Annotated in this window: 11 protein-coding genes; all 11 read left to right on the forward strand. The window is 43.1% G+C overall.

Annotated features, from left to right (window positions below; translation table 11 throughout):
- Position 1 precedes the first annotated feature (1 nt).
- The 11 genes from I2483_RS16790 to I2483_RS16840 all read left to right on the forward strand — a co-directional run bounded on the left by I2483_RS16790 (position 2) and on the right by I2483_RS16840 (position 12,102).
- Positions 2–379, forward strand: a complete 378-nt coding sequence (locus I2483_RS16790) for a PilZ domain-containing protein (RefSeq protein ID WP_207278243.1) — start codon at positions 2–4, stop codon at positions 377–379.
- Positions 380–515: 136 nt separating this feature from the next.
- The gene (gene hpf / locus I2483_RS16795) at positions 516–1,082 is read left to right on the forward strand and encodes a ribosome hibernation-promoting factor, HPF/YfiA family (RefSeq protein WP_186669215.1); all 567 of its coding nucleotides are present in this window, start codon (positions 516–518) and stop codon (positions 1,080–1,082) included.
- Between the two features lie 256 nt (positions 1,083–1,338).
- A complete protein-coding gene (gene secA / locus I2483_RS16800) occupies positions 1,339–3,846 on the forward strand; it encodes a preprotein translocase subunit SecA (RefSeq protein WP_207278245.1) in 2,508 nt (835 codons plus the stop codon).
- Positions 3,847–3,884: 38 nt separating this feature from the next.
- A protein-coding gene (gene prfB / locus I2483_RS16805; protein WP_186669608.1) for a peptide chain release factor 2 occupies positions 3,885–4,986 on the forward strand; the annotation gives its coding sequence in 2 pieces (ribosomal slippage) (positions 3,885–3,956 and positions 3,958–4,986; 1,101 coding nt in all).
- Positions 4,987–5,311: 325 nt separating this feature from the next.
- Positions 5,312–5,653 (forward strand): cytochrome c551, encoded by a 342-nt coding sequence (cccB, locus tag I2483_RS16810; protein ID WP_186669219.1) that lies wholly within the window; start codon positions 5,312–5,314, stop codon positions 5,651–5,653.
- Positions 5,654–6,340: 687 nt separating this feature from the next.
- Entirely contained in the window at positions 6,341–7,024 is a 684-nt protein-coding gene (gene ftsE, locus I2483_RS16815) for a cell division ATP-binding protein FtsE (protein ID WP_207278247.1), read from the forward strand.
- Positions 7,014–7,898 carry a permease-like cell division protein FtsX gene (gene ftsX / locus I2483_RS16820; protein ID WP_207278249.1) on the forward strand — a complete coding sequence of 295 codons (885 nt, stop codon included), beginning with the start codon at positions 7,014–7,016 and terminating at the stop codon, positions 7,896–7,898. Before ftsE ends, ftsX begins: the two co-directional genes overlap by 11 nt.
- Before the next feature lie 34 nt (positions 7,899–7,932).
- Complete coding sequence (locus I2483_RS16825; protein ID WP_255550495.1) at positions 7,933–9,237, forward strand: murein hydrolase activator EnvC family protein; 1,305 nt, start codon at positions 7,933–7,935, stop codon at positions 9,235–9,237.
- A 121-nt stretch (positions 9,238–9,358) separates the two neighbouring features.
- Positions 9,359–10,006: a hypothetical protein gene (locus tag I2483_RS16830; RefSeq protein ID WP_207278250.1), complete on the forward strand. Its 648-nt coding sequence runs from the start codon at positions 9,359–9,361 to the stop codon at positions 10,004–10,006.
- A complete protein-coding gene (locus I2483_RS16835) occupies positions 9,999–10,580 on the forward strand; it encodes a redoxin domain-containing protein (RefSeq protein ID WP_207278252.1) in 582 nt (193 codons plus the stop codon). Before I2483_RS16830 ends, I2483_RS16835 begins: the two co-directional genes overlap by 8 nt.
- Before the next feature lie 73 nt (positions 10,581–10,653).
- On the forward strand, positions 10,654–12,102 hold the full coding sequence (locus I2483_RS16840; RefSeq protein ID WP_207278254.1) for a S41 family peptidase: 1,449 nt from the start codon (positions 10,654–10,656) through the stop codon (positions 12,100–12,102).
- The last annotated feature ends 221 nt before the right edge of the window (positions 12,103–12,323 follow it).

Below are 12,323 nucleotides of genomic sequence, written 5' to 3' on the forward strand. Positions count from 1 at the left end.
GATGCTTTATAAACGGACTGAATATTTTAGGTATACATTTGGAGATCCGCTTGCAGCTGAATTTCGGATTGTCGTTGAGAATGGAACGGAAGTAGAATCTAGCCCGGGTGAATGTCATTTCATGGACATCAGTCCAGGCGGTGCAAAGCTTTTTGCTAAGTTCGATATTCCTGTTGAACGTGAATCTGTCCGTTTGCATATCAAATTCACACTTTATGAAAAATTAATCGACCTGCAAGGCGTAATTGTGTGGAAGAAGCCATATAGTGGGGGATACATGTACGGCTATGAATTTGATGACAACCTAGAAATTGAAAATTTAATCGTCGAAGAGCTTAAACTTCGTAGACGTTCCGAAATCGCTTCAGAACGCGCTTAGAAGGACGAAAAAAAGTAGTTTTTGAACGGATTCGTCACAAATCGACAATATATTTAATTTTCTAAATGTTTTTAGAAGGACTTTATGGGGAACATGTAGAAGTGTACTGTATAGGTTAATTAAAGGAGGAGTTCATATGTTAGACTTTAATATCCGCGGTGAAAATCTTGAGGTAACTCCATCAATTCGGGAACACGTCGAGAAGAAATTGCAAAAAATCGAAAGATACTTCGATGAAAGTGCGAACGCAACTGCAAATGTCAATATGAAAGTGTACAATGACAAACAAACTAAAGTTGAAGTAACAATTCCTATGAAAAACCTGACACTTCGTGCAGAGGAACGCCATAACGATTTATATGCAGCGATTGACTTAATAATTGACAAGTTAGAGCGTCAAATTCGAAAATATAAAACAAAAGTAAACCGTAAGTTCCGTGAGCGTGAAGGCGTTGCAGCATTCTTCGCATCCGTGAACAAAAGCGAAGAGAAAAACAGCGATACAGCCCTTGAAGAAGATCAGGCATTCGCAATCGTCCGTACAAAGAATTTCGATCTAAAACCGATGGATCAAGAAGAAGCAATTCTTCAAATGAACATGCTTGGCCACGAATTCTTTGTCTTCACAGATGCAGATTCTGACGGCACAAACATCGTTTATAAACGTAGCGATGGTAAATACGGTTTAATCGAAACAAGCTAACTAGAAGATTGAGTTTGGAAGCCCCCTAAGCGGTAATACTGCATAGGGGGTTTGTTTTGTTATTAAACAGAAGAGCAGTGCACAAAGTCGCATAAATCTAGGCGACTGAAGCCCTGGGCAAGCGGCAATGCTACACGCCTAACAGCACTCCCGATGCGCAAAAAAAAAAATCCATTACAAGTTTTGGCTAGACCATTTGCACCGTGCAATTCACAGTGTTAAAATGAAGGGTGAACCTAATGAGGATGTGACCTAAATGCTTAGCGTATTGAATAAAATGTTTGATATGAATAAACGGGATTTGAAGCGTCTTGAAAAGATTGCGGACAAGGTCGAAGCGCTTGCAACACAGATGGAACAGCTTACGGATGAACAGCTGACAGCGAAAACAGCCGAATTCAAAGAACGTTTCTTAAAAGGAGAAACGCTTGATGACCTTCAAGCTGAGGCTTTTGCAGTCGTTCGCGAAGCGTCGAAACGTGTTCTAGGTATGTATCCATTCCGTGTGCAAATTATTGGGGCTGCGGCTTTACACGAAGGTAATATCGCGGAGATGAAAACAGGTGAAGGGAAGACGCTGACGTCAACGCTTTCAGTTTATTTGAATGCGCTTGCTGGCCAAGGCGTACACGTTGTAACCGTAAACGAATACCTTGCGAGCCGTGATGCAACGGAAATGGCGCAACTTTATGAGTTTCTTGGATTCTCAGTCGGTCTGAACTTAAATAGTTTATCGAAAGAAGAGAAACGAGAAGCGTACAGTGCAGATATTACGTACAGCACGAACAACGAACTCGGTTTCGACTACTTGCGTGATAATATGGTGCTTTATAATGAACATAAAGTGCAGCGTCCGCTATTCTACGCAGTTATAGATGAGGTTGACTCAATCTTAATTGACGAAGCGCGTACACCACTAATCATTTCTGGGCAAGCTGCAAAAGCGGCCGAATTGTATCGCTTGGCGAATAAATTTACACAATCACTCAAAAAAGAAGAAGATTATTCATATGATGAGTCGACGAAGGGTGTCGTGTTGACGGAAAGCGGTATCGAGAAGTCGGAAGCAGCGTTCAGCATCGATAACTTATTCGATTTGCAGCACGTAACGCTTAACCATGCGATTAACCAATCGTTGAAAGCACATGCGAGCATGCATATCGATGTCGATTATGTTGTTCAAGAAGGCGAAGTCGTTATCGTCGATTCATTTACAGGACGTCTTATGAAAGGGCGTCGTTACAGTGACGGACTTCACCAGGCGATTGAAGCAAAAGAAGGCCTAGAAGTTCAGAATGAAACGATGACTCTTGCGACAATTACGTTCCAAAACTACTTCCGTATGTACGACAAACTGTCCGGTATGACGGGTACGGCAAAAACGGAAGAAGAAGAATTCCGGAATATTTACAACATGAACGTCATTGCAATTCCGACGAATCGTCCGCTAATCCGTGATGACCGTGCAGATCTTATTTACTCTTCAATGGAAGGTAAGTACAAGGCGGTTGCGGAAGACATCAAAGAACGCAATGAAAAAGGGCAGCCTGTCCTTGTTGGTACGGTAGCGATTGAAACGTCTGAGATCATTTCAAAGCATTTGACAAAATACGGTGTGAAGCATAATGTTTTAAATGCGAAAAACCACAGTCGTGAAGCGGAAATTATTTTGGAAGCAGGTCATAAAGGCGCTGTTACAATCGCGACGAATATGGCGGGTCGTGGTACGGATATTAAACTTGAAGAAGGCGTGCAGGAACTTGGCGGTCTCGCGGTTCTTGGTACAGAGCGACATGAGTCGCGTCGAATCGATAACCAGTTACGCGGACGTTCCGGTCGTCAAGGAGATCCCGGTATCACGCAGTTTTATTTATCGCTTGAAGATGAATTGATGCGCCGATTCGGTTCGGATCAAATGAAGTCGATGATGACGAAACTGGGTATGGACGACACGACGCCAATCCAGTCGAAAATGGTGTCACGTTCGGTTGAATCTGCTCAGAAACGGGTAGAGGGAAATAACTTTGATGCACGGAAACGTTTGCTGCAGTATGATGATGTATTACGCCTGCAGCGCGAAATCATCTACAAAGAACGGAATGAAATTCTGGAAACGGAAAATATCCGTGAAGTGCTAGAGAAAATGCTGTCAAATGTTGTCGCAAATGCAGTGGCAATTCATACAACAGAAGAAAAGGAATCTGATTGGAACTTAAAAGGACTTGAAGATTTCTTGGCTGCTAATCTGCTTCCTGACGGTCGTCTGTCGATTGCAGATATGGAAGGCAAATCTGTTGAACCATTAACGTCGCTTATTCAGAATGCAGTCACGGAACGTTATGATGAGAAGGAAGCGGAAATGACGGCAGAGCGCATGCGCGAATTCGAAAAAGTAGTCTTGCTTCGTGCGATTGATTCGAAATGGACAGATCATATCGATGCTATGGACCAATTGCGTAATGGTATTCATTTACGTGCCTATGGTCAAATAGATCCGCTCCGTGAATACCAGGCGGAAGGATTTACAATGTTTGAGGAAATGGTCGCATCGATTGAAGCCGATTCAGCAAAATATGTGATGAAAGCAGAAATCCGTAACAACCTCGAACGTGAAGAAGTTGTCAAAGCGCAGGCTGTTAATCCGAAAGAGGATGGCGAGCCTGTGCGCAAGAAACCAGTGCGTCGCGCAGTTAACATCGGTCGTAACGATCCATGCCCATGCGGCAGCGGGAAAAAGTATAAAAACTGCCACGGAACAGCTTAAGCTACCGGGCAACCCAAATTCAGGAGGAAACAATTATGATGGAATTATCCGATGTACGCAACGAGCTTGACAAATCAGCTAAGAAATTAGCGGACTTTAGGGGGTCTCTTTGACTTAGAAAACAAAGAGGCACGAATCCAAGAGTTAGATGAAACAATGCTGGAGCCAGGTTTCTGGGATAGCCAGGAAGGCGCGCAAAAAGTAATCTCCGAGTCAAATGCGTTGAAAGACGTTGTTGGCGAGTACACGGAGTTGACTGATGAACAAGAAAACCTAGAAATGACTCTTGAATTATTACGCGAAGAAAACGATGCAGAAATGCAAGAAGATCTTGGCGTTGAGTTGAAGGGCTTCAAGAAGAAGCTGGATGCATTCGAATTGCAAATGCTTCTAAGTGATGAATTCGATAGTAATAGTGCGGTTCTTGAACTTCATTCGGGTGCAGGCGGTACGGAATCCCAGGACTGGGCTTCTATGCTACTTCGCATGTACACACGCTGGGCTGAACATCGCGGCTTCAAAGTCGAAACACTCGACTACCAAGCTGGGGATGAAGCTGGCGTGAAATCCGTCACACTGTCGATTAAAGGCCATAACGCATATGGTTATTTAAAAGCAGAAAAAGGCGTTCACCGCCTCGTTCGGATTTCTCCGTTTGACTCATCAGGTCGACGTCATACGTCATTTTCTTCGATTGAAGTAATGCCGGAATTTGAAGGCGAAGTTGACATTGACCTTAAAATGGAAGATGTTAAAATCGATACGTACCGTTCAAGTGGTGCGGGCGGACAGCACGTCAATACGACAGATTCAGCAGTTCGTATGACGCATATTCCAACTGGCGCAATTGTTACTTGTCAGACAGAACGTTCACAAATTAAAAACCGTGATCGCGCAATCAATTTATTGAAAGCGAAAATTTACCAGATCAGAGTCGAAGAAGAGGAAGCACGCCTTCTTGAAATTCGGGGAGATCAAAAAGAAATCGGTTGGGGAAGCCAGATCCGTTCATACGTTTTCCACCCGTATTCCATGGTAAAAGATCACCGGACGAGTGCAGAAACAGGAAACGTCAGTGCAGTAATGGACGGCGATATCGACCTGTTCATTAATGCTTACTTACGTTCACGTATTTCTTAATAGAATGAAATGAAGAGGAGTGCACTTCGGTGTGCTTTTTCTTTTGCCTGATTTTTTTATGAAAAAATTGGATAGTCCGATAAAGAGGTTTTGGAAGCATGGATTATGTGTATATTAAGTAATGCAGACCTAATTTAATTCGATTAGTCGTCTGGTGCGTTTATTAACGGAGTTCACAAAGTTGAAACAAACTGTGGTGGAGGTTGATAGGACGGTATTTGTCGCCGGTTTGATGAATTTAGGGGAATCCCTAGGTGATTTAAATGCATGTTGTTTTGGTATACTTAGGTAGTTAGTACAATAATTCATAAATGGAGGTAAGAAAATGAAAATCAAGTTATTAGCAATTATGTTCGCAGCTGTTCTTGTTCTTGGGGCATGTGGCGGCAACAAAGCAAAAGAAGTAGACAAAGGTACGACAGGTACTAGTACTGAGACAGCATCCGTTGACGTTGAAAAAGTGGTTAGCACGAGCTGTATCGCTTGTCACGGTGGTAACCTTGAACTTAAAGGCGGCGTGGGTCCAGCTTTATCAAATGTCGGCGACCACATGACTGAAACTGAAATCCATGACGTAATCGTCAACGGCCGCGGAAGTATGCCAGGTGGTCTTATCGAAGGTGCCGAAGCAACTGCAGTTGCAAAATGGCTTTCTGAGAAAAAATAACTTTTACGATGAAACCGCTACTGGGCTATATGCCTGGTGCGGTTTTTTGTTTTGTTAGCGCGACAGTTAGCTGAAATGCCATGACAATTTGGCGTTGCCATTAGAGTTAGTCGAAATGCCATGACAGTAGAGGTGTTAGTCCCCACAGTTAGCTGAATTGCCATGACAGTTCGACGTTGCCATCAGAGTTAATCGATTAGCCATGACAGTAGAGGTGTTAGTCCTCACAGTTAGCTGAAATGCCATGACAGTTTGGCGTTGCCATTAGAGTTAGTCGAATTGCCATGCCAGTTCGGTTGTTAGTCCTCACAGTTAGCTAAAATGCCGCGACAGTTCGACGTTCCCATTAAATTTTGTCGATTAGCCATGACAATCGCACAGTTAGCCCTCATAGTCCGCAACTTCCCTTCACAGTTCGACGGCACTCCTCGGCGTTTGATAAAATTAACGACTAATCCAAAAATTATTGTCAATAATAGAGGAATTCGCTCCTAAAGGTCGAATACAGACTAGTGAGACGGTCTTTTGGTCTAGAGGTTTTGTCGTATAATAGAACTATTGTCTACGTATATCTACGTTATATTCAAAAATTATTTGAAACACAACTGTAATACTTAGAAAGTCGAATCATGTTATAATGGGGCTGTTGGAAAAAAAGAGAGACAAAAATATTCAGGTGGTTTTAGAATGATTGTGATGAAAAATGTCTACAAAAAATATCCGAACGGCGTCGTTGCCGCAAATGGCATTAACATCGAAATCGACCGGGGAGAGTTTGTTTATGTGGTCGGTCCGAGTGGCGCAGGTAAATCGACATTCATTAAAATGATGTATCGTGAGGAAAGACCTACAAGTGGAGAGATTATTATTAATGGCATAAATCTTGCGACATTGCGTAACAAACGTGTACCGCAATTGCGCAGGCAGATTGGCGTCGTTTTTCAAGACTTTAAATTATTACCTAAATTGAATGTTTACGAGAATGTGGCGTTTGCGCTTGAAGTAATCGAAGCGCCGCCAGCAGAGATTCGGAAAAAAGTGAATGATGTTCTTGCTCTTGTCGGACTTACGCAAAAAGCGCGCATGTTCCCGAACGAATTATCAGGTGGAGAAGAGCAACGAGTATCCATCGCAAGGTCAATCGTCAATGTACCCAAAGTTGTCATTGCAGATGAACCGACAGGAAATCTTGACCCTGAAACATCATGGGAGATCATGAGGATCTTCGAACAGATTAATGCTCGTGGAACGACGATTGTCATGGCCACCCATAATAGGGAGATTGTTAATACAATAAAACACCGTGTTATCGCTATAGAAGGCGGACTCATTACCCGTGACGAATACGGAGGTGAGTACTATGAAGGCTAGAACTCTCGGTCGGCATGTACGCGAAAGTTTCAAAAGCATTCGCCGTAACAGCTGGATGACGTTTGCGTCAGTCAGTGCTGTTACTGTCACCCTCCTGCTTGTCGGTGTATTTATCGTGATTATGATGAATTTAAACCAACTAGCGCAAAGTATCGAAAATGACGTGGAAATCAAAGTTGTTGCTGATCCAGCAGCAGACAAAACGACAATTAAAGAGCTAGTAGAAAAGGTCCGTTCGACAGAGGGTGTTCTCGAAGTGGTCTTTTCGTCACGAGATGCTGAGCTGGACAAGATGATTAAATCATTTGGTGACGAACTTAGTTTATATAAACAGAGCAATCCGCTTGGTGATGCACTGTATGTAAAAGCGAAGGACCCACAACAGACTGCTACTATTGCAAAGAAAATTGATACATACGACTACACTTATGACGTCGTGTATGGCGAAGAAAAAGTGGAAAAACTTTTCGGAATACTAAATATGAGCCGAAACGTCGGTCTGGTTCTGATAGTGGCACTATTATTTACGGCGATGTTCCTTATTTCGAACACAATTCGTATAACAATCGTTGCTAGACGAACTGAAATTGAAATTATGAAATTAGTCGGAGCGACGAATAATTTCGTGCGTATTCCGTTTTTATTGGAAGGAATGTGGCTTGGCATTTTGGGGGCAATCGCTCCAATGCTCATCATTTCAATATCCTACTACAAGCTATTTGAACTTTTGGAACCGAAACTGCAAGGAGAACTGTTCCAATTACTTAGCACGACACCATTCATTTTCCAGCTGAATGGACTGATTCTATTTATGGGGATCTTTATTGGTGTTTGGGGTAGTTTTATGTCTGTGCGTAAATTTCTTAAAGTCTAAATGAGAGATAGAGTGTGAGAGGGGAACTGGGAAATTGAATAGATACAAAAAGCTATTGTCAGGTCTAATTGCAATTGTTTTCCTGTCTACTATTATTAGTGGAGCGGGCGTTTTAGCAAGTCCTTTGGATGACATGAAAAAAGAACAGAAACAACTAGATATGAAGAAAAGTGAATTGAAAACGGGAATTAATAAAAAGGTTTCCCAAATTCAAATCAAAAAAACGACAATCGAAAAAATTACGGATCAAATTTTAGCACTTAACGCTAAAATAAACGAATCCAATGAACAAATTAACCGTGTTATCGGACAAATAAATCAAACAACTAATGAAATTGATGCGTTGCGCATTTCAATTGCTGATCTTGAAAAGAAAATTGAAGAACGTGATGTCGTATTGCGTGATCGTGTTCGTACTATGCAAGTAAAAGGCGGACAAGTTAACTATCTGGACGTTCTTCTTGGAGCAAATAGTTTTGCGGATTTCATAGACCGTTTTTCTGCAGTCAATTCTTTGATGGATGCAGATCGAAGTATTATGGAGCAGCAAGCGAGTGATATTGCGCAGCTTGAAGAAGAAAAAGCACTTGTCGAATCAAAACTAGCTAAGCAGGAAGCCGCTAAAGAAGAACTTCAAAACTTGAGAGCGTCTCTTTTAGCACAGAAAAAAGATAAGAATAAGTTAATCGATCAACTAGAAGCTGAACAACAGAAATTAGCCAACGAAAAAGAAAAGCTAGAAGTTGATTTGCATGAAACGTACGAAGTTAGCAAAGATCTTGAAGCGAAGATTGTAACGGAACAAAAGCGTATTGCTGAAATTGCACGTCAAGCTGAAATTGCGCGTAAAGCAGCTGCAGCTCAAGCAGCGAAAGACAATCAAAATAGTGGTGGTTCATCATCTTATCTTCCACCCGTATCAAACGGTACTTGGACGAAACCAGCATCAGGAACGTACACGTCGTCATTCGGTTGGAGAACGCATCCAATCTACGGTACTCAGAGGCAACACCGTGGAGCCGACATTGCAAATAGCACTGGAACGTCCGTTGTCTCTGCAGGAGATGGTGTTGTTTCCCATGCAGGTCCAATGGGGACTTATGGCAATGTTATCATGGTGACACATTCAATTGATGGGCAGATTTTCACAACTGTCTATGCACATCTATCTAGCATTAATACAAGCGCGGGTCAGCAAGTTGCAAAAGGCCAATTCATTGGGAAAATCGGAACTACAGGCGCATCGACCGGGCCTCACCTCCATTTTGAAATGCATATTGGTAACTGGTCAGCATCTGGACCAAGTGCAGTGAATCCGTTACGTTATGTATCATTTTAACTAATTGTGTCCGTCCCAAGACTGGGGCGGATTTTTTTTGTTTCTTTAAACTTGAATGATGGCTTTCGAGGCTATTATTGGATACGATTATGGTATAAATTGTCGAAGGGGTTTTATGCGAATGCCAGTCACTTCATTTTTTACAATAGGAAGCCTCAGCGTTCCCGCGTCTTGGATTGCACTCATGGCGGCATTTGTTGTTGCATATAGTGCAGTTCGGTTCCGATATGGGAAGAAGCATGCGGAGATCATAGGTGATGCATTCTTTTATTTGGTGATTGTTTGGAAATTGAGTATCGTACTCACTGATTACGAATCGGTTCTTCGGTCACCTCTTGCGATTATTTATTTCCACGGTGGGGTCGTTGGTTTTTACTTAGGACTGCTATTTATTGCCGGGAAGATCTTATGGGATATAAATAAGGGGCGGCTTGGTGCTGAGGGATTTCGGGCACTCTTTACGGGTGCGATTTTAGTTCAAATTGTGTATCAGGTGATGATGGTTTTATTGAATGAAGGCGAACTGTTTGCGCAAGCAGTGACGATTATCGTTTTCGGGTTATTCGCGGTGTTTTTCTGGATGAATAGTGGGAAATCCGGTAATTGGCCGGTTCAACTTGCGCTTGTGTTTGTGGCGGTTCATGTTTTTGTATCTGCTGTTCAACCGGATGAATTTATTCAGACGCCGTTACTATCGACTGTAGTCATGGGATTATTTTTTGTGATTGTGTTTAAACGGAAGTTAGATTGGAGGAACAACTATGAATAAGAAAACACTTGGATTCATCGTAGCTGCATTGCTAGTTGGGTCGATGGTGGTGATTATGGTGAAATCGAATTTGGATAAACCGAAAGAGATTGATGAATTTCTGATTGGTGCAGATTTTAGTGCATTAGATGAAGAGCCTGGTTTGGAAAAAGGTTCGATTCCACCTGACTTTGAACTGTCTACGCTTTCTGGAGATGTGGTGAAGCTATCGGATTTGAAGGGTAAGAAAGTAGTTTTAAATTTCTGGGCGTCGTGGTGTGGTCCGTGTAAGGCGGAAATGCCGCATATGCAGAAATACTATAAGAAATACAAGGATGCCGATAATGTTGAAATTGTTGCGGTCAATTTAACGACGGCGGAAAGGCGGGGCATTAAGGGCGTTGAGGAATTCATCGATATTTATGGATTGACGTTCCCGATTCCGCTGGATAAAGAAGGTACAGTTATGGATGACTATCGGATTATCCCGATTCCAACTACGTTTATGATTGGTACAGACGGTAAAATTAGTCAGAAGATCGTCGGGCCGATGGATGAAAAGACATTGAGGGGCCTTGTTAAGAATTTAGATTGAAGAAAGCCGATTATCTGCTGTCGTAATGTTCCTTTGTCGTTCATATAGTGGACGGAGGAGGGGACATTGCATTATGCAAAGAAGCCGGTTTATGTTATTCGTCGTATTGGCCGCTTTGGCGACGGTCGTCTTTCTTCTGTTGGATGGTTGTGCAGGAGAAGGAAGTGCCAAAAAGGAAGAAGGGACGCTAAGTGCGTCGTTTCCAGTCATTGATGAAGCGTTCAACGTCATCAAGAAGCAAGGCGTATACCCAGTGGATAAGGACATGTTGATTGAAGGGGCGCTCCGTGGAATGGCGGATGTCATCGGCGATCCGTATTCGACGTATCTGTCGCAGGAAGAGGCGGCCGCCCATAAGGAATCGCTGGCAGGAGAGCGAATCGGGATCGGCGCTGAAATTACGCGCTCGAATGGGAAATACATCATCGTGGCCCCAGTGAAAGGTTCTCCAGCTGATAAAGCGGGCTTGCAACCGTATGACGAAATCGTTCGTATTGACGGTGAGCGAATTGAAGGGGAATCACTGCAAGACGTAGTTAAACGAATCCGCGGCAAGAAAGGGACAGCGGTTTCCATGACGATTTTTAGGCCGGATTTGGATAAGCATATCGAAGTGTCGGTCGTGCGAGACAGTATTCCTGTAAAAACTGTATCCGCTGAAATAATTGAAGAGCGTGGACAGAAGATCGGTTACATATCGATTACGATGTTCGGCAATGAAAGCCGTCAAGAGTGGCTGGACGCAACCAATAAGCTTGTTAAGGACGGGGCGCAATCACTAATTATCGATGTGCGCGGCAATCCAGGCGGTTACTTGCATACTGTTGGCGGTATCGTGGGCAGTCTGGTGAAGAAAGATACGGTTTTTGCTTATATGCAAGATGCGGCAGGAACATTGGATCCGCTCGTTACGGAAAAGCTCGAGAAATTTCCGTATGATGAAAAGCTGAAGAAAATGCCGGTCGTTTTGCTGCAGGATAAAGGCAGTGCCTCTGCAAGTGAAGTAATGAGTGCTGCATTGAAAGATTTAAAAAGAGGCTATATCATCGGTGCAACAAGTTTCGGAAAAGGAACGGTTCAAGAAACATTGGACTTGTCAAACGGCGGAGAAATGAAATTGTCAACGCATAAATGGCTTACACCAAAGGAAAAGTGGATTCACGGAAAAGGTGTGAAAGAAGACCTTGAAGTTGTCCAAAGTGAATTGTTTGGTGAGCATATTCGACTCGTCACAGAGGTCTATACGGAAGGCGATTACCATGATGATATCGCTTATGGGCAAAAGTTGCTGACTGGACTAGGATATAGCGTTGCTCGTGTAGACGGATTTTTTGACGAATCAACTTCCCGCGCAGTTAGTGCTTTTCGTGAAGACGCCAAAGTAGAAATGGGGCCGACCATGGATCGATTATTTTACTCAACTTTGAAACTTAAAGTGGAAGAGTTCCGAAATGACCGTAAAAATGACGATCAGCTGCAAATGGCAATTGGCTATATTCATCATATAGTGGCTGGAAGGTAAAAGGGGACTCCTGACGTTAGCCGTCGGGAGTTTTTTTGGTTTATTGGGTTATGGTGGGGGCGGCCGTGACTTCGCCGGGGACGGCCATGACTTCGGAGAGAGTAGCCATGACAAAGTCGGTGTTTGCCCTTACTAACTTAGGTAGCCATGACTTCGCCAGGGACGGCCATGACTTCGGAGAGAGTAGCCATGACAAAGTCGGTGTTTGCCCTTACTAACTT

It is taken from the genome of Sporosarcina sp. E16_3 (assembly GCF_017347125.1).
In the GTDB taxonomy this organism is placed as follows: Bacteria; Bacillota; Bacilli; order Bacillales_A; family Planococcaceae; genus Sporosarcina.

Bases quoted from the DNA above. Each gene is read 5' to 3' on its own strand.
- I2483_RS16790 (WP_207278243.1), top strand. From the start codon at position 2: ATGCTTTATAAACGGACTGAATATTTTAGGTATACATTTGGAGATCCG.
- hpf (WP_186669215.1), top strand. From the start codon at position 516: ATGTTAGACTTTAATATCCGCGGTGAAAATCTTGAGGTAACTCCATCA.
- secA (WP_207278245.1), top strand. From the start codon at position 1,339: ATGCTTAGCGTATTGAATAAAATGTTTGATATGAATAAACGGGATTTG.
- cccB (WP_186669219.1), top strand. From the start codon at position 5,312: ATGAAAATCAAGTTATTAGCAATTATGTTCGCAGCTGTTCTTGTTCTT.
- ftsE (WP_207278247.1), top strand. From the start codon at position 6,341: ATGATTGTGATGAAAAATGTCTACAAAAAATATCCGAACGGCGTCGTT.
- ftsX (WP_207278249.1), top strand. From the start codon at position 7,014: ATGAAGGCTAGAACTCTCGGTCGGCATGTACGCGAAAGTTTCAAAAGC.
- I2483_RS16830 (WP_207278250.1), top strand. From the start codon at position 9,359: ATGCCAGTCACTTCATTTTTTACAATAGGAAGCCTCAGCGTTCCCGCG.
- I2483_RS16835 (WP_207278252.1), top strand. From the start codon at position 9,999: ATGAATAAGAAAACACTTGGATTCATCGTAGCTGCATTGCTAGTTGGG.
- I2483_RS16840 (WP_207278254.1), top strand. From the start codon at position 10,654: ATGCAAAGAAGCCGGTTTATGTTATTCGTCGTATTGGCCGCTTTGGCG.